Raw genomic sequence first — 21,459 nt, 5'->3', positions numbered from 1 at the left:
GGAAGGAACACCGAATGAGATCGCTTGGTCGTTTCTATCTGATCGTCGTACTGCTCTTCCTCTACACGCCGATCCTCGTGATGATGGCGATGGGCTTCAACGCCTCGCCGCTCTACGAACTGCCGTTCAGCTTCTCGACCCGCTGGTACGAGGCGCTCTGGAACAACAGCATCCTGCTCACTGCTGGTATGAACAGCATCATCATCGCCGTCATTACGGCGGTTGTCGCAACCGCGCTTGGCACCATGGCATCTGTTGCCCTGTCGCGCGGCACGTTCCGTGGCAAGAGCTTCCTGCAGATCATGCTGCTGCCGCCGATCGCCATTCCATGGCTGATCACCGGCACGGCGATGCTGATCTTCTTCTACTGGACCGGCATCGGCCGCGGCATGCACGCGATTATCATCGGTCACGTTGCCCTTGCCATCCCTTATGTAGTCCTGGTGGTGGGAACCGGCTTCCGGACAATCCGGGCCGATCTCGAAGAGGCGGCCATGAGCCTGGGGTCCACCCCCGTTCATGCGTTCTTCTCCGTCACCCTGCCGCTGCTTTACCCCAGCATCCTGGGCGCCGCCTTGTTTGCCTTCGCGGTCTCGCTCGACCAGTTCGTGATTTCCTATTTTCTCGCAACGCCCGGCTTCACCACGCTGCCGGTTCAGATCTACTCCTCGATCCGCAAGGGCTTCACCCCCGAAATCAATGCGATCTCGACTGTGCTTCTGCTCGGGTCGATGACCGTGATCCTGATTTTCGCGCGCTTCGCCAAGCCCGGAGACACCCGTGACAAACGTTAACGTCAATTCCGTCGCCAAGACCTACGGTACCACGCCGGTTCTGGCCGATATCACCACCGAATTCCCCGAGGGCTCGTTCACCAGCCTTCTTGGGCCTTCAGGCTCCGGCAAGACGACGCTCCTGCGCATCATCGCCGGCTTCATCAAGCCTGATCTGGGTGTGGTGACCATCGGCAGCAGAGATGTCACGAACATTCCAGTATGGGGCCGCAACATCGGCATGATGTTCCAGTCCTACGCGCTGTTCCCGCACATGACGATTACTCAGAACGTGGCCTTCGGTCTCGAGCGACGCGGCATCAAGGGTGCCGCAGCCCGCAAAGAAGTCGATCGCGCCTTGGAAATGGTGCGCCTGCCGGGCTTTGGCAACCGGATGCCAAAGCAGCTTTCGGGCGGCCAGCAACAGCGTGTAGCGCTGGCACGCGCCATTGTCATCAAGCCGAGCGTGCTGCTGCTTGACGAGCCACTGTCCGCGCTCGACCGTAGGCTGCGGCAGGAGATGCAGGTCGAACTGCTGCGGATCCAGCGCGAGAGCGGCCTGACGACGATCTTCGTCACCCACGACCAGGAAGAAGCTCTGACGCTGTCCGACAAGGTGGCCATTCTCGACAAAGGTCGTATCGTGCAGATGGGCGCGCCCGAGACTGTCTACGAGAAGCCTCTGACGCGTTTCGCCGCGGAGTTTCTGGGTGATTCCAACTTCCTTGTCGGCACCGTCGAGAACGGTGCGGTGCGGCTTTCCGACGGCACGACAGTGCGCAGCGCAAGCCCCCTGCCCGGCGATGGGACCAAGGTCACGCTCGCAGTGCGGCCGGAGAAGATGTCAATCTCGGCGGGGAATGCCGAAGGCAACAGCCTTACGGCGCGGATCACCACGGTCATCTACGCCGGACCGGTGCTCTCCTATCTCCTTGAGACCAAAGACGGTCTGCCACTGAAACTCTTCGTTCAGAACCGAGACGGCACCGTCCTCAAGGAGGGTGACAGCGTGACGCTGAACTGGTCGCCGGAACACACCGTCTGCGTTGTGGATTGACAATGACGAGGGCACCGTTGTCCCATAAGACCTTGCATGTCGTCATCGACATGCAACGGCTCTTCGCCGAGGAAACGCCTTGGTCTACGCCGGCCCTCGCGGGCATCGTGCCGAATGTGCAACGGCTTGCCGAGGCCAGGCCTGAAAGGACGGTCTTTGCCCGCTTCATCGTCGCGCAACGTCCCGAGGAGGCGAAAGGCCGATGGCAAGCCTATTATGAGCGCTGGAAAACGGTAACTCTGGACGAACTCGATCCGGGGATGCTGGATCTTGTTGCACCGCTGGCTGCGTTCGCGCAGCCGGGGTCAATCGTCGACAAGGAAACCTTTTCGATCTTCGGAGCTCCCGGCTTTATCGATCGCCTTGATAGCGAAGACGTCGATACGCTTGTGTTCACCGGTGTCGAGACTGATGTCTGCGTGTATGCGAGCGCATTGGACGCGGTCGATCTTGGCTACAGGGTGGTCCTCGCCAGCGACGCTCTGGCGAGCGGCGACATGGTGGCACACGAGATGGTACTGACGCGTCTGGCACCGAGGTTTTCGGAGCAGATTGAAATTTTGACAACTGAAGCCATTCTGGGTTTGTGGACTGTATGACGTTGATTTGGATTGCCCGATTCGGCAGCAAGCCCGGCTGAGAGACAAGATGGATATTCCACTCAAGGACAAGGCCCGGGGAGCGAAGGGTGCAGAGATGGCAGCGAAACCGAACCACACCCAATATGCACTGGGCGAGCAGATCGGCTTCTTCCTGCGCCAGGCGAACCAACGCCACGTCTCGATCTTCGCCAGCCTGATCTCCGAGAAGCTGACGACCACCCAATGGGCGGCGCTCGTCAAGCTCAAGGATCTGCAGCCCTGCTCGCAAGGTAACCTCGGCCGCGAAACCGCAATGGACATGGCGACCATCAAGGGGGTCGTCGACCGCCTCGTCAAGCGTGGCCTGGTGCACACCGCGCCCGACCCCGCAGATGCACGACGCCTGGTCTTGACACTGACCGACGAAGGCGAGGCCACTGTAGACCGTAATCTCTCCATTGCGCTGGAGATTTCGCAAGAGACCCTGGGGCCGCTGACAGCTGCCGAGCGCATGATGCTGATGGAACTGCTCCAGAAGATCTGTTGACGGCACTACATGTGGTCCGCGCCTATTTACTCAGACAGGGGAAGACACACCATGCCCGAAGCGGACGATGCGGAAATCCGAGCGCTGGTCACCTCCATGACCACGAATGAGAAAGTCGCTCTCGTCAGTGGCCAAGGCCTCTGGAGAACAGCCGCAATCGAAAGGCTCGGGATCGACGCGATTCTGATGACGGATGGCACCTACGGCGTGCGCTACTCGACAACCCAGATAGATGCCGGCACCGGCGATGAAGAAAGCCTCGCCGCATTCCTCGACCTGATTAACCAACAGGCCGACGATAAAGGCGGCATGTTTGGCACGACGCGACCAGCCACCTGCTTTCCGAACGGCAATCTCGTCGGATGTTCCTGGGATGTGGACCTGCTGTATCGCATGGGCGAAGCGCTTGCTCTCGAATGCCGTAGCCTGGGAATCCATCTCCTGCTCGGACCGGGTATCAACACACGACGGACGCCGCTCGCCGGCCGCGCCTATGAATATTACTCGGAGGATCCGGTCATCAACGGCGATCTTGCCGCCGCTCTGATTTCCGGCCTGCAGGACAACGGTATCGGTGCCTCGCTGAAGCATTTTGCCTGCAACAACTCGGAAATCGATCGGACAACGACCAGTTCCGATGTGGATGAACGGGCTCTGCGGGAGATCTATCTCGCAGGCTTCGAGCGGGCGATCCGCAAGAGCCCGCCCTGGACCGTGATGAGCGCCTATAATCCGGTGAACGGCGTTCAAGCGGCGGAAAGCCACTGGTTGCTGAAACACATCCTGAGGGATGAATGGGGATATGACGGGCTTGTCCTGTCTGACTGGCACGCCATCAAGGATCGGCCGGCATCGCTTAAAGCCGGTACTGACCTCGACATGCCGGAAAGCAAACCTCGCAAGGCACGGCTTCTGTTGGCTATCGAAGAAGGCAAGGTGGCCGACGACATACTCGATCGGGCTTGTGAGCGGGTTATCGGCCTCGTCCGCCGCTGTCATGCCGAGAGGCTGCCCGCAGCCCCTGTCGATCTGGACCGCCATCACGCCCTCGCCCAACAGATCGCAGCTGAGTCCATCGTTCTGCTGCGCAACGAACAGCAGACACTGCCGCTCGATGCGGCGACTACCGGCGAGTTACTCGTGGTTGGCGATGGCGCCCTGGTCCCAACGATCCAGGGATCGGGGTCAGCGACGACCAATCCTTATCGCGTCGACAGCCCCTTGGAGCGGATCGCAGCACGTGCGGGAGAGCATCTGAAGGTACGTCACGTGCCTTTCCCGACAGCGCAAAGCATTCCGATGGAGAGTGAAACACAAGCCGTTCTAGATGCTGCAACGACAGCGGACGCAGTCATCATCTTCACCGAGAACGAGAAGTCGCATAACGGCGAAGGCAATGATCGCGACACCTTGAAACTGGCGGCCGGCCACGACAGCCTGATCCGCTCGCTCACTGAGGCCGGCCGGAAAGTAATCGTCGTTCTAACGACACCGGATGCAGTCGAAATGCCGTGGCTGGGTGCCACGCAGGCCGTGCTGGCCTGCTTTTATCCTGGCCAGGGCGGCGGCGAAGCCATTGCCCGCGTTCTGTTCGGCGAACAGAACCCTTGCGGAAAACTGACGACGACGATGCCCATCCGCATCGAGGACATTCCCGGTTGGCACACCTATCCCGGTGAGAACAGCCGGCATGTCTACAGCGAAGGAATTTTCGTCGGCTATCGCTTCTATGACCTCAAGGCGGTGACGCCCCTGTTCCCTTTCGGTCATGGCCTAAGCTACACGCGTTTTTCTTACGAGAGCATGGCACTCGACAGGCAGGAAATCGGCCCGTCGATGGGCTGCAGAGTGAGCGTCACCATCCGCAACACCGGCGAAGTGGCTGGCAAGGAAATCGCCCAACTCTACGTCCGTCCGATAAAGCCCAACCACCGGCGGCCGATCCGGGAACTCAAGGCGTTTACTAAGGTCGAGCTTCAACCGGGCGAAGCCAAGGTTGTGACCCTGACGCTTTCCGCGCGGGATTTCCAATATTTCGATACCGCGCGCGGTGCATGGGTGCTCGATGCAGAAGCTTTCATCATCGAGGCGGCGGCTTCCTCGCGCGATATCCGCCTCCAAAGCCGACTCGCTTGCCGTTCCGAGCGCTTCCCTCCGGCAACCCTGTCTACCCTTTCGCCGCCAGCGCTGGTTTTCGCGAATGAACGGGCGATACCTGCGTTGACAGAATTGCTGGCGAGGAAGCTCCGCATCTCCGGCGATGAAGCGATGGCCATCCTCGAAAAGCTCAACGGCTCTTTCCTGGGCTTCTACGATACCTTGAGCTGGTATGTCGGTGACGCGATCAACGAAGCTGACATCACAGCGCTCTTTGACACCCTGAATCGAGCGCCTTGAGGGAAGCTGTAGCTTTACTCACCTAGAGCAGTTCCAGCAAAAGTGCGAAGCGGTTTTGCGTCTGGAACTGCGTAAAAACAAAAGATAGAGCGCTTTCGCGATTCGAAGAAAAGCGGAAATGCTCTTGAGCCTTGAGGGGCAGCCTGCATGACGGCGGATTAAGCTAGTTTTCTTCAGTCACCTGGAATATTTGCAACAGAGTCCGTTCAAAAACGGTGTATCCGCAAGCCGAACAGCTTTTCCGAGACCACGACCACGACGACCGTCATCACGATAGACAATGTCGATACTGCCGCCGCCTCCGGGGTAAAGTTCGTTCTGAGATAATCGTAGATCTGGATCGGAAGCGTGGCCGTTCCGACATTCTTCAACATGAACGATATAGTGAAGAGGTCGAACGAGATGATGAACGCAAACAGGCAGCCGCCGATGACGCCGGGCTTGATCAATGGCAGCATAATGCGTCTGAAGCGCGTGAATGGTCCGGCACCAAGACTGCGGGCGGCAAGGCTCCATGACGGTTCATAGGCTTCCATCGCCGCAGACACGTTGATGAAGACGAAGGGCAGCGTCATGAGCACATGCCCAATCAGCATGCCAGCCATTGTCGTCGTGCCGATACCGATCGCGTAGACAAAGAACAGAAGCGAGATCGCTGTCAGAACTTCCGGCAAAAGCAGCGGCAACAGCAGCGCAAGCCGGACACTCTCCTTCCATCGCCCCGCATGCTGCACGTAGAACATTGCGGCCATCGTGCCGATGACACCGGAAATCAGGGTCGAGACGGCCGCGACCCAAAGCGAGGTTCGAATAGCACGCCAGAAGACATCGTTATGGAAGAAGACAACATACCACCGAAATGAGAGGCCTTGGGGCGGGAAGGTCAGAAATGACCCTGCATTGAAGGAGGCACCGACGACCACGAGAATGGGCAGCAGCAGAAAGCCGTAGATGATGAGGCAATAGCCATTCAACATATGCTTGGACATCAGCTCATCTTCCATTTCATGCGGGTAAGCCGCGCGAAGATTACAACGATCACCGCTCCGGTAAGGGAAAGCGTCAGTGCCATGGCGGAGCCGAACGGCCACTGGAATGTGTCGATCAGCGCGTCGACGACGCTGACTGCCATCGTCTTCACCCTCAGGCCACCGATCAGGGCAGGGGTCACGTAGGCGCTCAATGAAAGCACGAACACCAGAATGCAGCCCGCCTGGATGCCCGGCATGGCCAGCGGCAGGATTACGCGCCTGAAGACCGTCAGCTTTCCCGCGCCAAGCGAGCGTGCGGCCGACTTCAACGACGGGTCGATCCCCTGCAGCGCACTCATCAATGGCAGGATCATGAAGGGCAGGAAGACGTGGACGAGCGCAATGACGATACCGAGGACGTTGTACATCAGTCCGATCGGGCGATCGATCAGGCCCAAATTCATCAGCGTCTTGTTGATGATGCCGTTATTTCCAAGAAGGATCGTCCACCCATAGCTACGGATGACAATGCCGACAAGAAGCGGCGACAGCACGAGCCCATAGGCAAGGCCGCGAAACCGCATCTTCTCGCGCGACAGCTGCCAGGCAACCGGAAAACCGAGAATGAGGCAAACAAGCGTCGTGACCAGACCGATCAAGAGCGTGTTCGCCACCTGCTGCATGTAGAACGTATCGGTCGCCAGCCTCAGGTAATTGCCGACCGTAAATCCGGGCGCATAGGGCGAGCCGTTGGCCGGGTTGCGCAGGCTCATCACCACAATATTGAGATAAGGCAGAACAAGAAACAGCCCGAGAAGCAATGCCGAGGGCGCGATCAGGAGAAGCGGATAGGCGGATCTGGCGCGGCGTATCATGCGATCGTTCCCGGCACCCAGAAACGCTCGCTATCGACCTTCACCGTCACGCGATCACCCGGCTGGAAACGGCTTCGCGGAAAGGTCTGGACGCTCAGCGCTTCGCCGCTTTCGAGCATCAGCCGATAGTCGATCAGACTGCCGGAATAATAGCTCTGCGAAACCGTTGCGATAATACCGGCGTCCTCTTCCCCCGCGGCCGCAAGTTCGATGGCCTCTGGCCGCAGCAATACGGGGATGGAGCCGTCGCTCGACGGCACGGTACCTTTGACATTCGCCGTTCCAAGCACGGTTTCGACGATCGACGTACCGTCATCGCTCCTGCCCTTCAGGCGGCCGGGCAACGTATTCACCTGCCCGACGAACTGCGCGACTTCCAGGCTTGCCGGTCGGTCATAAACATCAGACGGAGCGCCATACTGCGCAATTTGCCCGCCGAACATCACGACGATCCTGTCCGACATCGTCATCGCTTCGGCCTGATCGTGGGTCACATAGACCGTGGTAATGCCCACGCGCTTCTGCAGGTCGCGTATGAAGACCCGCATTTCGTCACGAAGCTTGGCATCGAGATTGGCAAGTGGCTCATCAAGCAACAGGATACGGGGTTCGATGACCAGCGCGCGGGCAAGCGCCACGCGCTGCTGCTGGCCGCCGGACAATTGGCGCGGATAACGGTCGGCATATCCGGATAGCTGCACCATATCCAGAACCTTGGCGGTGCGGATTGTGATTTCAGACCGCGAAATCCTGCGCATTTCCAGCCCGAAAGCGAGGTTCTGCGCCACGGTCATGTGCGGGAAGAGTGCATAGTTCTGGAACACCATGCCGATATCGCGCTTTTCCGCCGGCACATGCGAGACATCCTGCCCGTCGAAGCGGATGGCGCCGGATGTGACATCCTCGAAGCCAGCAATCATCTTCAGCGTCGTGGTCTTGCCACATCCTGATGGCCCGAGCAGCGAGATGAACTCGCCCTGTCCTATCTTGACGGAAATGCCGTTGACGGCACGCGAGGCGCCGTAATGCTTGGTCAGCCCTTCGATGCTCACCTCGGTCATGATCGATCTTCCAGATTGTCTGTGCGGCGCACCGCAAATCTCATCGCGTCAGGGGAGAATGCAGGGACCGCCCCAACAAGGCGATCCGGTTGTTGCTGCCTCATGGAGAAGACAGAAATCATTTCATGATCTTGGCCCAGGTCTCGGCAAAGCCTGCCTGCTTCTCGTTCATGAAGTCCCAGTCCCAGGTGAGGATCTTATCCATCACTTCGCCGGAAATCGGCACGTCCTTCTTCAGATCGTCAGGGACGACAACCTTGGCATTGGTCGGCGAGACGAAGAACTGCTTCATCAGCGGCAACTGGCCGTCAGGTGACAGAAGGAAGTTGGCATATTGATAGGCCAGATCCTTCTCGGGGCCGTTTGCGAGAATGTTGAGGGTTTGATCGAACATCAAAAGCCCCTCTTCCGGCACGATGACGTCAATCGGAAGGCCCTGGCCGCGCAGACGCGCCACCTCGCCGAAATCGAAGGGAGCGACGACGAATTCGCCGGATGCGATGCCGGTGGAAAGGTTGAAATCGGCCTGGATGACTGGGCCAAGCTTTTCCAGCGCCTTGAAACCGGCATCGACATCATATTGATCTTTGCCGAAGATCTTGGATGCGAGCATCAGTTCCATCTTGCCGGCAGTATTGGCAAAATTGTAGAGGCCGATGCGCCCCTTGAATTCGGGGTTGTCCCAGAGATCCTTCCAGGCTTTCGGCGGCGTCTGGACCATGTCCGTGCGATAGGCGAGGCCGATCGGTGACACCATGGCCACGGCACCCCAGCCGTCGGTCTTCTTGGCAAGCGGATAGAGGTCGGCATAGTTTGGCAATTTCGCCAGATCGAGCTTTTCGAAGAAGCCTTCCTTGCGCAGGCTCGATGCGAATGCCTCATTGGTCATCAGGATCGAATATGGCGGCTTCTGCGCCCCCGCCGCCCGCAGGTTGGCGCTCCAGACACGTCCGTTACCCGCGTCCAGTGTCACCTGAGCGCCGCTTTTCTGAGTAAAGGCCGGTGCCAGCGTCTGGCGCCAGAACTGCTCCCATGCGCCGCCGAGCGTCGGCACGACAAGTGTCTTGGATTGCGCCCATGCCGGCAGGCCAACCATGGCCGCCGCTGTTACTCCACCCATTCCGGCAAGAACCTGCCGCCTGTTCATGTTCATCATTGACGTTCCCTCAAAATGGTTCTGACTTGGTCATGTATTGCGGGGCAGGCGGTATTCCGCTTCTTGCCGTCAGCTTTTGCCGAAGGCCTGGCTGGTCTTCAGTGAAATGTAGTCGCCGTAGGTGATCGGCTCGTATTTGGCGGCGCCCTTTGCTGCAAAAGGCGCGAGACACTCAATCACGGTGTCCCTGGACGGATTGAGGAAGAATGGGATGGACTGGCGACGCGTCGCCCCCTTGAAAGCACCGGGCGGATTGGCGACCCTATGCGGCGTCGACAGCCATTCATCGTTGGACCAGCGCATAAAGGCGTCACCAATATTGATGACGTAGGCGCCTTCGACATTCGGCGCATCCAGCCAGTCACCTGCCCGGTTTTTCACCTGCAATCCACCCGGCGAGGCTTCCGAACGCAGGATGGTCATAAAGCCGTAATCGGTGTGAACGCCGGCGCGGAGTTGGCCCGGCAGCGGGCTCTCCTTCTGCTCCGGATAATTGATCACCCGTAGCGCCGAGAGGTGGTTTTCAAACGCCGGCTCGAAGTAGTCGGGGGCGAGGCCTATCGCCTCGCAGAATGCGCGGCGCAAATGGCCTGCAAGCTTTTCCATCTCCGCGAAGTAGTCGGCAAAGGCCTGCTCCAGCCCTTCCGGCCTGGTTGGCCATAGATCGCCGGGCAGGCGCGGGCCAAAGTTCAGGCTTTCCTTGTAATCGCCCGGCGTCTTGATGCCGAGTGTCGCTGCAAGCGCCTCGTCGGCGATCGGCGAAAAGGCAACACCACCCTCTATCGAGGTGCCTCTTCCCTGCCCGATCTTCCACTCCTGCGGCTCATCGAAGAAATCGCGAGCGAGGTTGTAGAGACGGGTTGTCACGTCAGCGCTGACGCCGTGCCCCGTCACGAGGAAGAAGCCGGTTCGGCGGCAGGCATCCTCAATGGCGGTGACGACCTTTCGGCTTGCTTCCGCGCCTGCGATGAATGGTGCAATATCGATGACGGGTATGCTGTCCTGCACCTCATCCGGCGCTGTGATCGTCTGCATCCTGGAGCCTCTTTCCTTCATCGGCTGCGGCGATAGCACCGAATGAGTGCCGCCGGGCGATATCTTAAAACATGGTCAGTCGAGCCCCTTGAACGGGGCATCGCGGAATTCGAGATATTCCTTCAGCGACATCTTCTGCAGATTGCGCATCCACTCCTGCCCATCGCGACTGACATGCAGGGCGGCGATGGCGTGGACGTTGAAATCGAAGGATGTCATCAGGCCAGCGGCCATCTGCTGGTTGTTGATGGAGGACTTGGCGAACTTGATTGCCGGCACGGGCATGCGGGCCAGCTTGCGTGCCAGGTTCTCGGTCTTTTCCCTCAATTGATCGGCGGGCACGATCTTGTTGATGAGGTGCATGCGCAAGGCTTCCTCGGCATCGACCAAATCGCCTGTGTACATCAGCCAGCGCACGTCACGGGTGGCCAGCAGCCAGGGCATGAACAGTGCCGGCGGGCCGGAATTGTGTCGCACCTCCGGCTCGCCGAACTTCGCATTGTCGCTGGCAATAGTTAGATCGCAGGCCATCATCAGCTCAAGCGCACCCGCAAGCGCATAACCGTTCACGGAAGCGATGACCGGGATCGGTGCTTTCCAGATATTGAGGAGCGCCTGGGCGTTCTCCGACATGTCCGCATGCCAGTCCTCGATATCGACATCGTAATCGGCGCCCTGAAGATCATAGCCGGACGAGAATGCACGGCCCGCCCCCGTGATGATGAGCGCGTTGACCTCCTTGTCGGCGACAGCCATGGCGACGGCGCGGTCGATTTCGCGCACCGTCGTCTTGTTCATCGCATTGAGCTTTTCAGGACGATTGATGGTGATCGTCGCGAATTTATCCCGGCCGTCTTTCTCGTAAAGGATCGTCTCGAAGGTCTCGGAAGTGCTCATATGCTTTTCCTCTTGGCCGCGTCCTGATCCGGCATCGCTGTTCGTTTCTCGTCATTGGCTGGCGCTGCAAGCAAGGCCGCCATCTTCTTTTCGAAGCGCCCGATCGACGCCATCTTGACGGGGCCGAACCCCTTGATCTCTTCCGGCAGTCGGGCAAGCGCGACGGCATGGGCGTGCGTTTCGACGGAAAGCTGTCTCGTGAGATCCTCGATCATCGCCTGATAGTCAGCGATCAGGCGCCGCTCCATCCGGCGCTCTTCGGTATAGCCGAAGGGATCCAGCGCCGTCCCGCGCAGGAAGCGCAGCTTTTCCAGAAGCGCAAAGGCCGGGCCGATCATTTTCTCGGGGATGGCGATCTTCGCCGGATTTCCGGTGCGTTTGTCGATCCGCCGTGACAGGATGGGTGGCGCCAGATGATGCTTGATGCTGAAGTCGCCTTCGAACTGCGCTTCGATCGCGGCCTTGAAGCTCCGGTCGCGGTGCAGACGCGCCACCTCGTATTCGTCCTTGTAGGCCATCAGCTTGAAGGCATTTTTGGCGACGGCCATTGCAAACTCCTCGCCGGCCATGAGCCGGTTTTCGACCTGCCGCGCAGCATCGACCAGTGCCCGGTACCGGCGCGCATAGGCAGCGCTCTGATACGCGACGAGAAAAGCCTCACGCCGCTCGATGATCGTGTCGAGTGTCTCGACGGGCTTGACCTCGGCTAGATCAGCTCCCGCAGCGCTGGCGACGATATCGGGGGAGACCGCCGAGCGGCGGCCCCAGCCGAAAGCGGCGCGGTTCATCGCAACGCCGGTTCCGTTGAGTGCAATCGCCTGATCGATGGAAGCAAGGCTGATCGGCACCAGGCCGCGCTGCCATGCATGACCGAGCAGGAACATGTTGGCTGCAATCGCATCGCCCATCAGCGCCGCGCCAAGCTTGGTCGCCGAGACGAGGTGAACAGCGTCGTCGCCTGCTGCGCGGCGCAGCGTTTTCAGCGTCGCTTCCTGCTGAAAATCGATCGCCGTGTTCTGAACGAAAGACGCCGTCGGCGCAAAGTGATTGTCGAGAACGGCGCGCGTGCGGCCAGCGCCAAAGGTCGATAGCGCATTGCGACCGGCCGACACCACGATGTCGAAGCCGAGCACCAGATCGCTTTCGCCGACACCGATCCGGACCGCCGACAAGTCACCAGCCATCCGCGCCACGCGAAGATGCGAAATGACAGCCCCGTTCTTCTGCGCAAGCCCCGTTTGATCCAGCGTCTGCACAAAAAGCCCATCAAGATGCGCCGCCATGGAGAGGATAGCGCTGACGGTAATCACCCCCGTCCCGCCGATACCGGCTAACAGCATATTATACGGCTGCGCTCCGATCTCCGTTAGAACAGGTAACGGCATGTCATCGAATGTTGCTTGCTGGGCTTTCGCAGCCGGCTTTCTGATCTTTCCGCCCTCCACCGTGACGAAGCTCGGACAGAAGCCCTTGATGCAGGAAAGGTCGGTATTGCAACTCGACTGGTTGATCTTGCGCTTACGGCCAAACTCCGTTTCCTGCGGCTCGATCGAGATGCAGTTGGAAACGGCCGAGCAATCGCCGCATCCTTCGCAGACCAGTTCGTTGATGAAGGCTCGCTTGTCCGAGACCGCCAGCGCCCCGCGCTTGCGACGCCGGCGTTTCTCTGCCGCACAGACCTGATCGTAGACCAGCACCGTCACCCCGTCGATCTCACGCAGCTCACGCTGCACCTGATCGAGTTCGTCGCGATGGTTGACCGTGACATTGCGTGGCAAGCGACCCCGCCAGACCTCCGGCCGCTCGGCGACGACGGCCACTCTTGCAGCCCCTTCGGCCAGCATCTGACCGACGATACCGGGAACAGAGACCTCACCATCGTGCTTTTGACCTCCGGTCATGGCGACGGCATCGTTATAGAGGATCTTGTAAGTGGCGTTGACCTTCGCGGCGATCGCGGCCCGGATCGCAAGCAGGCCCGAATGAAAATAGGTGCCGTCGCCCATGTTGACGAAGATATGTTTTTCATCGGTGAACTGAGAAAGCCCGATCCATGCACCGCCCTCACCCCCCATCTGGGTAAAGGTCGAGGTGTTCCGGTCCTCAAGCCCGATGACCATCATGTGGCATCCGATACCGGTCGACGCACGGCTTCCTTCGGGCAGCCGGGTCGAGACGCTGTGCGGACAGCCGGAGCAGAAATACGGATCGCGCTTGAGTGCCGGACTTTCCGTTACGCCGGCTGCAACAATTGCCTCCATCTCCCGCGACCGGCTATCGAGATCATCGGCCTGTGGCCCGAGCACAGCAAGGATGGCCCTCGCGACGGCCACCGCATCGATCTCGCCGACGGCGGACAGAAGCGATGTGCCCGCCGGCCCGAGTTTGCCGAACACTCTCGGCCTGTCATCGGACGGCATGTTGAAGAGCAGAGCCTTGATCTGGTCTTCCATGATCGGGCGCTTTTCTTCGACGACCAGTAGCGTCTCGACGTCGGCGGCAAACCGTGCGATCCCCTCCGGCTCGATTGGCCAGACAAGACCCACCTTGTAGAGCCGGATGCCGAGCTCGCCTGCACGCCGCTCGTTTATGCCGAGGCGCGAAAGCGCGCCCATCAGATCGAGCCAGGACTTGCCGGTCGAGACGATGCCGAGACGCGCCTTAGTGGGCTGCCCCTGCCAGATGGTACGGTCGAGCCCGTTGTGACGGGCAAATCTATGAACGGCAGAAAGCTTGTCTTCCAGCCGGCGCTCCATCGCATGCGGCCCGTCAGGCCAGCGAAGCGACAGATTGCCTTGCGCATCCGGATAGACGATCGCGGGATGAGCCGGATCGAGATCGACTGTTGCCGTGCATTCGACAATCTCGGTCTGGCACTTGAAGCCGATCCACGCACCCGAATAGCGGCTTAGCGCAAATCCCAGCAAACCGTAGTCGATATATTCGGCAACGCCGGCGGGCGACAGCAAAGGCACCATGGCCGATATCAGGTTGTACTCGCTCTGATGCGGCAAGGTCGATGAGACGGCGCCATGATCGTCGCCGACGAGCAGCAGCACGCCACCATTCGGGTTGGTGCCGACGGCATTGGCATGCCGGATCACATCCATGGTGCGATCGACGCCTGGCCCCTTGCCGTACCACATCGAGAAGACACCGTCATAGCGGACGCCGGAGAACATCGCCGTTTGCTGCGTTCCCCATACAGCCGTGGCCGCCATGTCCTCATTGAGGCCGGGCTGAAAGCGGATATGGTTCTGGTCGAGATAGGTCTTGGCACGCGCCATCTCGCGGTCGAAGCTTGCGAGCGGCGAACCGCGATAACCGGAGACGTAACCGGCAGTGTTGAGGCCCCTTGCCAGATCGCGCTGTCGCTGGATCATTGGAAGACGCACCAGCGCCTGTGTGCCCGACACAAGGATTTTTCCATGATCGACCGTATACCGGTCATCAAGGCTTGGGCCTTTTTCACTGGGCGATGCGCGGGTCATATCGGAAAGGTTCTGCATCTACGCACGCTCCGGCACGCCCGGCGACGGCATGTCGAAAACCCGACCAGGATTGAGAATATTGTTGGGATCGAAGGCGGCCTTCAGCCGGCGCATGGCATCCATCTCGGCGGCACTTCGCCCGAGAGGCAGCCATTTCTTCTTCTCAAGGCCAATTCCGTGCTCGGCGGAAATCGCGCCGTCGGCACGGATCACGGCAGAAAGAGTTATATCGGCGATCCGCTCATGATGATGAGTGCGGACAAGAAAATGCAGATTGCCATCGCCGAGGTGGCCGAAAATATAGATCTCGGCATTCGGATCGGCGGCCGCGATCTCGTGGCTGGCAGCATCAAGGAAGGCCTGTATGTTGGACAAGGGCAGGCTGACATCGAAGCCGGAGACGTGGTCCATCGAGAAGATGAATTCACTGGCAGCCTCGCGAAGTTTCCAGATTGCGTGATACTCGCGCAACGACCCCGAAACAGCCACGTCCGTCACGATTCCGCTTTCGTAGCAAGCCATGAGCGCTTCGGAAAAACGCTCCCGATCGCCGGCCTCGTCCTGTCCCTGCATCTCCACAAGGGCGTACATCTCGGCACCTGCCGCAACAGGTGGCTGAGCACCGGTCAGCGACAGAACCCCGTCATAAACGTTCGGAAAAATCACTTCGAAGGCCGACAGCGACGGGCCGAGCGCAGAACGCAAATGCTTCAGAAGGGCAATAGCGGCACTTAACGACGGCAATCCGCAAAAGGCATTCGCCTGCGACCGCGGCTCTGGATGCAGCCGCAGACAGGCCCGCGTGACCACGCCAAGCACACCTTCGCTTCCGACGAAGAGCTGATTGAGATCGAAGCCCGAATTGTCCTTGGGCAATCCCTTCAAGCTGGTCAGGACGGAGCCATCCGCAAGCACAACCTCAAGCCCCAGAACCTGGGACCGATACATGCCATAGCGCAGGACACGGATACCGCCCGCATTGGTGGCAACATTGCCGCCAACCGTGGACGTGCCGCGCGCGCCGATATCGACACCGAAAAATAGCCCGTAGCCTGCCGCAGCCTCCTGTACCGATTGAAGCGTCACACCGGCCTCTGCGATGATGGTGGCGGCATTCTCATCCACCGGCGACAGGTTCACCATTCGCTCAAGCGAAAGCGACACTTCGCCGACATGAGGCCTCGCCCCGCCCGCAAGACCCGTCCTGCCGCCTTGGACGACGACGGGCTGACCCAGACGATTGCATTCTTCAAGGATAGCGGATACTTCCGCCGTATCCGCGGGCCGGAAAACGATTATCGGGCGCTCACCGCGCTCGTCGGTTGCGTCACTGCGATAGCCGTCGCCGACGTCGTCGCCAGCGAGAACGGCCTTACTACCGATCCTTCCGTTCAGACGGCGCAGCAACTCTGCAGGCCGGCCGACAGGCGCATAGGCACCTTGGGCGATCTCCGCCCGACCAGTCGATCCGCCCAATTTCGTTCCCCTTGGTTATCTGGATCGAGGGCAGGTTATCGTCTATCCGATATTTGTCAAACCTATATTCAATTTTCAGTAGCGTTTTCGAAGCGGCCATGGCATCTATGAAATCGAGGTGAGGGCAACAATCGATGACGTTGAAATTTGATGAGGTCGTGAGGGCTGGCATCGCCAAGCAGGTTGCGGAGAACATAAAGTCCGCGATCATGGATGGCCGCCTGAAGATCGACGAACGGCTCCCCACGGAAGAGGATCTCGCGAGAAGCTTCGGCATATCGCGGCCGACCGTGCGCGAGGCGCTGAAACGCCTGGCAGCGCAAAACCTCATCCACTCGAGGCGTGGCCCGCTCGGAGGAAACTTCGTCAAGAGGCCGGATCCGGAAGGGCTTTCCAACGCGATCACCGCAGCAGCAACCCTGCTTGTCGGCATCGGCGCCTTCGATATCGACGAGATCATTACGGCCCGCCTTGAGACAGAGACGATCTGTTGCAGGCTCGCCTGCGAAAATCACGGCGCTGCCGATCTGGAGCGAATGGCGGTGGAGATCGAGATCCAGCGTGACGAGACGATCAGTGACGAAGACTTCTGTGCATCCGATGTACGCTTTCATCGCGCTCTGGTGGATTCCACCTGTAATGGCCCGCTGAAGCTGATGATGTACACGGTGATCGAGTCCTTCATCCCCATCACCAACATGATCGTCTTTCGGGTTCGCGAGCGCCGCAAGGTCGCTGGCTTTCACCGGCAGATCATGGAGGCCGTCGCCAAGCGCGATACCGAGACCGCGATAAGGGCATTGGCGGACCTGCTAGCCTACATTCGCAACAGCTACGCAACCGCGATGGACGCACGCGACAGGATGAAGGCGCAGCATCAGGCCTGACAAGGCGAATGGCCGATTTCAAGTGTAAAAAGGGGGACACATGTCCGATACATTCCAGGCAATGGTCATCGACATGGCCGATGGCAAGCCGCAGGCCGGCTTCCGCCAGCTTTCACTCTCCGATCTGCCGGATCATGATGTTCTCGTCGAGGTTCATTATTCGACCATCAATTACAAGGATGGCCTTGCCCTAACCGGCAAGGGACGGATAGCCCGGCGTACTCCCATGGTCGGAGGTATCGACCTTGCCGGAATCGTGGTTGAATCCCGATCGGACAAATGGGCGCCCGGCGACAAGGTCATCGTCAACGGCTGGGGCCTGTCTGAAACAGAATGGGGCGGATATTCGCGATTTCAGCGCCTGAAAGCGGAATGGCTGATCGCACTGCCCGAAACGTTCAGCCTTTCGCAGGCAATGGCAATTGGAACGGCCGGCTACACGGCGGCGCTTTGTGTCAATGCACTCGAGGATTGGGGCACGATCGCCAACGATGATCGCGAAATTCTCGTGACCGGTGCGGCGGGCGGTGTCGGCTCGGTGGCGATCAGCCTGCTTGCGGACAAGGGTTACAAAGTAACCGCATCGACCGGCCGGCCGGAAACGCGGGACTATCTCGGATCGCTCGGCGCGAGCGCTTTCGTTGACCGGGCATCGCTTTCAGAAAAGGGCGGCCCTCTACAAAAGGAGCGCTGGGCCGGCGTGATTGATTCCGTTGGCTCGACGACGCTCGCAAACGCACTTTCGCAGACCGTCTACGGCGGGGCGGTTGCTGCCTGCGGCCTTGCGGCAGGCGCAGACCTGCCAGCAACGGTTCTTCCGCATATCCTGCGCGGTGTGGCACTGCTTGGCATTGATTCCGTTATGGCACCGATGCCCAAACGGATCCGCGCATGGCAGACCCTGGCCGAACACCTGAAAACAGAAAGGATCGGGACATTGGCGACGATCGAGCCCTTCTCCCAGCTTCCGAGCCTCGCTCAGGATATCGTCGAGGGCAAAATCAGGGGGCGTGTCGTGGTGGAGATCGCACCGTAAGGCTGCTCCGGCCAGCGATCTGCCCTACCGTAAATCGCCATTGCCAGATGTCACACCGAGAATGAGCAGCCGTTGCGATCGGCTCTCATCCTCGGAGCAATCGCCGCATATCGGGTAGCTGGTGCCTCGAAGCACGTGCTATGGACAGCTCATGGTAGGGGCATCACGCCCGACCATCCTCATCCCAAGGCACAAGAGCGACCGGAGGATAGGGATGAGAAAAGGTCCTGCGCCTGGTGATTTCAGCAAGCCCCTACTCCGCAACGTCGCCTGGGGTCCATTGCAAGGCTATTGCGGTCGACGCCATGCAGGATGATCGGCGTTACAATTTTCATCAGATCGCGTTGCTACGCCTCGGAAATCAGCAAGTCCGCCGGCATTCTTCCGGCGCACTTTGGCGATTTTCTTCTATCCTTATGATATTTAAATGAAACTATAATTTCACATTAAATGGCATGAAATCTGCTTCTCTTTTCCTGACTGGGCGAAAGCTTGGCAGCAATTCATAAAGGAGGGAAACAGCATGACCAGAACATCATTGAATACCCAACACGACACCGGCCTGACTGCGACCCTTCAGACGATGGCGGTGGCCGGCTTCGCGGCCATCGTCCTGACGGCGGCGGCCGCCAATCCGGCGCTTGCGGCGGGGACGCTGCGCATCGGCATGACGGCTTCCGACATTCCGCTCACCACCGGCCAGACCGACCAGGGCGGCGAAGGTCAGCGCTTCATGGGCTACACGGTCTACAATTCGCTAATTGAATGGGACCTGTCGAGCGCCGACAAGCCCTCTGCTCTCATCCCGAGCCTCGCCACGTCCTGGCAGGTAGATGCGACCGACAAAACTAAGTGGACCTTTAAGCTGCGGGATGGCGTCAAGTTCCATGACGGCAGCGTGTTCAATGCCGATGCCGTCGTTTGGAACCTCGACAAGCTTTTGAAGCCCGACGCGCCGCAGTTCGACAAGCGCCAGGCGGCGCAGGGCAAGTCGCGTATTCCTGGCGTTGCGTCCTACAAGGCGATCGATCCTCTGACGGTGGAGATCACCACCAATGGACCCGATGCAACGCTTCCCTACCAGCTGAGCTGGATCCTCATGTCCTCGCCGGCAAACTGGGAGAAGCAGGGCAAGAACTGGGATACCGTTGCCCAGAAGCCCTCCGGCACCGGTCCGTGGAAGCTCGAAAACGGCTTTACCCCACGCGAGCGCGCCGAGCTGACCCCGAACAAGGAGTATTGGGACAAGGCGCGCATCCCGAAGCTCGATAAACTGGTGCTGATCCCGCTGCCAGAGCCGAACACCCGCGTCGCCGCCCTGCGCTCGGGCCAGGTAGACTGGATCGAGGCACCGGCGCCGGATTCGGTAAAGTCGCTGAAGGACGCCGGATTCAAGGTCATCACCAATTCCTACCCGCATAACTGGACCTGGCATCTATCGCGCATAGAAGGTTCGCCGTGGAACGACATCCGCATTCGCAAAGCCGCCAACCTCGCGGTCGACCGCACCGGCCTCAACGAACTGCTCGGCGGCCTATCGGTGCCGGCCCAAGGCTACATGCCGCCCGGCCACCAGTGGTTCGGCAAGCCGACCTTCAAGCTTGACTACAATGTCGAGGAAGCCAAGAAGCTGATGAAGGAAGCTGGCTACACGCCGGAAAAGCCGCTGACGACCAAGGTCATCATCTCCTCGTCCGGTTCCGGCCAAATGTTGCCGCTGCAGATGAACGAATACATCCAGCAGACGCTCGCCGAAGTCGGCATCAAGGTCGAATACGAGGTCATGGACTGGAACACGGTAATCAACGTCTGGCGCGCCGGTGCCAAGGACGCGAGCGCCAAGGGCGCCACGGCAATCAACTACAGTTACTTTATCCAGGATCCGTTCACGGCGATGATCCGTCAGTCGCAGTGCAACCTCGCTCCGCCGACCGGCACCAACTGGGGTTATTATTGCGACAAGGAGATGGACGCGTTGTTCGACAAGGTGCGCAACACTTTCGACGCCAAGGAACAGGACAAGGTGATGCAGCAGATTCACGAGAAATATGTGAACGATGCGCTGTTCTTGATGGTCACGCATGATGTCAACCCGCGGGCCATGACGGTCAAGGTCAAGGGCTTCGTGCAGGCGCAGAATTGGTTCCAGGATTTCTCACCGATCTCGATAGAATGATTTCGAGCATGCGGTGCGCTGCCATTTGCACCACGGCGGCGCACCGCCTTTCATGATGCCCGATCAACCCTTTCCGGCGAGGACACCATGCTGCTCTATGCCCTGAAACGATTGCTCCACGTCATCCCTGTCACGATCGGCGTCAGCATCGTCTGTTTCATGCTCATCCATATCGCGCCGGGCGATCCGCTCGCCGCCATCCTGCCCTCGGACGCTTCCGCCGACATGCAGGCGCGGATGCGTGCCTTCTACGGCCTCGATCAGCCCCTACCCATGCAATACGCGCTGTGGGCCTGGCATGCACTGCAGGGCGATCTTGGCACTTCGATCGCCACGGGCCGTCCGGTGCTCGGCGAGATCCTCGATGCCTCGGTCAACTCGATCATCCTGGCGGTCGCCGCGGCCTTCATCGGTTTCGTGGCCGGCTTGACGCTCGGCTTCCTCGCCGGCGTTCTCCGCGGCGGCTGGATCGACCGGCTGGCCTCGGCGGTGTCAATGCTCGGCGTCAGCGTGCCGCATTACTGGCTCGGCATGGTGCTGGTGATCGCCTTCTCCGTCACGCTCGGCTGGCTACCGGCAATGGGAGGCGGGCCGGAAGGGTCATCGGGCCGCAGCCTGAGCTGGGCCTATCTGCAGTTCCTCATCCTGCCGGCAGTGACCATGTCGGTCATCCCGATGGGAATCATCGCCCGTACCATCCGCTCGCTGGTGGCCGACATCCTTTCCCAGGATTTCACTCAGGCACTCGCGGCCAAGGGACTGATGACGCGGCAAATCCTGCGGCACGTGGTGCGCAACGCGGCGCCTACCGCGCTTTCGGTCATGGGCCTGCAGCTCGGCTATCTCCTGGGCGGCTCGATCCTGATCGAGACCGTCTTCTCTTGGCCGGGCACCGGCTTCCTGCTGAACGGAGCGATCTTCACCCGCGATCTGCCGATCCTGCAGGGCACGATCCTGGTGCTGGCAATGTTCTTCGTTTTCCTCAACCTGGTGGTCGACGTGCTGCAGAGCGTGATCGATCCGCGCATCCAGAGGAACTGACC

General features: G+C 59.8%; 17 protein-coding genes. 9 read left to right on the top strand and 8 right to left on the bottom strand.

What is annotated here, in order from left to right:
* Nucleotides 1-14 precede the first annotated feature (14 nt).
* The 5 genes from AC13QE_RS18610 to AC13QE_RS18590 are packed head-to-tail and all read left to right on the top strand — an operon-like array spanning nt 15 to nt 5,355.
* Nucleotides 15-794, top strand: a complete 780-nt coding sequence (locus AC13QE_RS18610) for an ABC transporter permease (protein WP_488484795.1) — start codon at nt 15-17, stop codon at nt 792-794.
* Entirely contained in the window at nt 781-1,830 is a 1,050-nt protein-coding gene (locus AC13QE_RS18605) for an ABC transporter ATP-binding protein (RefSeq protein WP_488484794.1), read from the top strand. Before AC13QE_RS18610 ends, AC13QE_RS18605 begins: the two co-directional genes overlap by 14 nt.
* A 2-nt stretch (nt 1,831-1,832) precedes the next feature.
* On the top strand, nt 1,833-2,429 hold the full coding sequence (locus AC13QE_RS18600; RefSeq protein WP_488484793.1) for a cysteine hydrolase family protein: 597 nt from the start codon (nt 1,833-1,835) through the stop codon (nt 2,427-2,429).
* Nucleotides 2,430-2,478: 49 nt separating this feature from the next.
* Entirely contained in the window at nt 2,479-2,958 is a 480-nt protein-coding gene (locus AC13QE_RS18595; protein WP_132718824.1) for a MarR family transcriptional regulator, read from the top strand.
* 51 nt (nt 2,959-3,009) lie between these two features.
* The gene (locus tag AC13QE_RS18590; protein WP_488484792.1) at nt 3,010-5,355 is read left to right on the top strand and encodes a beta-glucosidase family protein; all 2,346 of its coding nucleotides are present in this window, start codon (nt 3,010-3,012) and stop codon (nt 5,353-5,355) included.
* A gap of 206 nt (nt 5,356-5,561) precedes the next feature.
* On the opposite strand, the gene AC13QE_RS18585 is transcribed toward AC13QE_RS18590, so the two are convergent.
* The 8 genes from AC13QE_RS18585 to AC13QE_RS18550 all read right to left on the bottom strand — a co-directional run bounded on the left by AC13QE_RS18585 (nt 5,562) and on the right by AC13QE_RS18550 (nt 16,317).
* On the bottom strand, nt 5,562-6,344 hold the full coding sequence (locus tag AC13QE_RS18585) for an ABC transporter permease (RefSeq protein ID WP_488484791.1): 783 nt from the start codon (nt 6,342-6,344) through the stop codon (nt 5,562-5,564).
* The gene (locus tag AC13QE_RS18580) at nt 6,344-7,201 is read right to left on the bottom strand and encodes an ABC transporter permease (protein ID WP_488484790.1); all 858 of its coding nucleotides are present in this window, start codon (nt 7,199-7,201) and stop codon (nt 6,344-6,346) included. The genes AC13QE_RS18585 and AC13QE_RS18580 overlap by 1 nt, the downstream gene beginning before the upstream one ends.
* Complete coding sequence (locus tag AC13QE_RS18575; RefSeq protein ID WP_488484789.1) at nt 7,198-8,262, bottom strand: ABC transporter ATP-binding protein; 1,065 nt, start codon at nt 8,260-8,262, stop codon at nt 7,198-7,200. Before AC13QE_RS18575 ends, AC13QE_RS18580 begins: the two co-directional genes overlap by 4 nt.
* 118 nt (nt 8,263-8,380) lie before the next feature.
* Complete coding sequence (locus AC13QE_RS18570; protein WP_488484788.1) at nt 8,381-9,418, bottom strand: ABC transporter substrate-binding protein; 1,038 nt, start codon at nt 9,416-9,418, stop codon at nt 8,381-8,383.
* Between the two features lie 69 nt (nt 9,419-9,487).
* Nucleotides 9,488-10,453, bottom strand: coding sequence for an isopenicillin N synthase family dioxygenase (locus AC13QE_RS18565; RefSeq protein WP_488484787.1), 966 nt, complete (start codon nt 10,451-10,453; stop codon nt 9,488-9,490).
* A gap of 75 nt (nt 10,454-10,528) precedes the next feature.
* The gene (locus tag AC13QE_RS18560; RefSeq protein ID WP_132718804.1) at nt 10,529-11,350 is read right to left on the bottom strand and encodes an enoyl-CoA hydratase/isomerase family protein; all 822 of its coding nucleotides are present in this window, start codon (nt 11,348-11,350) and stop codon (nt 10,529-10,531) included.
* A complete protein-coding gene (locus tag AC13QE_RS18555; protein WP_488484786.1) occupies nt 11,347-14,859 on the bottom strand; it encodes an indolepyruvate ferredoxin oxidoreductase family protein in 3,513 nt (1,170 codons plus the stop codon). The genes AC13QE_RS18560 and AC13QE_RS18555 overlap by 4 nt, the downstream gene beginning before the upstream one ends.
* Nucleotides 14,860-16,317 (bottom strand): FAD-binding oxidoreductase, encoded by a 1,458-nt coding sequence (locus AC13QE_RS18550; protein ID WP_488484785.1) that lies wholly within the window; start codon nt 16,315-16,317, stop codon nt 14,860-14,862.
* Nucleotides 16,318-16,451: 134 nt separating this feature from the next.
* Between AC13QE_RS18550 and AC13QE_RS18545 the strand changes: the two genes are divergently transcribed.
* From AC13QE_RS18545 to AC13QE_RS18530, 4 genes are all read left to right on the top strand, one after another.
* On the top strand, nt 16,452-17,204 hold the full coding sequence (locus tag AC13QE_RS18545; protein ID WP_132718796.1) for a FadR/GntR family transcriptional regulator: 753 nt from the start codon (nt 16,452-16,454) through the stop codon (nt 17,202-17,204).
* 40 nt (nt 17,205-17,244) lie between these two features.
* A complete protein-coding gene (locus AC13QE_RS18540; RefSeq protein ID WP_488484784.1) occupies nt 17,245-18,240 on the top strand; it encodes an MDR family oxidoreductase in 996 nt (331 codons plus the stop codon).
* A 583-nt stretch (nt 18,241-18,823) separates the two neighbouring features.
* The gene (locus AC13QE_RS18535; RefSeq protein WP_488484828.1) at nt 18,824-20,416 is read left to right on the top strand and encodes an ABC transporter substrate-binding protein; all 1,593 of its coding nucleotides are present in this window, start codon (nt 18,824-18,826) and stop codon (nt 20,414-20,416) included.
* Between the two features lie 87 nt (nt 20,417-20,503).
* Nucleotides 20,504-21,457 carry an ABC transporter permease gene (locus AC13QE_RS18530; protein WP_488484783.1) on the top strand — a complete coding sequence of 318 codons (954 nt, stop codon included), beginning with the start codon at nt 20,504-20,506 and terminating at the stop codon, nt 21,455-21,457.
* Nucleotides 21,458-21,459 lie beyond the last annotated feature (2 nt).

The sequence above is a fragment of the Martinezella sp. CNPSo 3957 genome, assembly GCF_057784395.1.
Note: the sequence above shows the minus strand (reverse complement) of the source record. Positions and strands in the feature narration are given on the sequence as shown.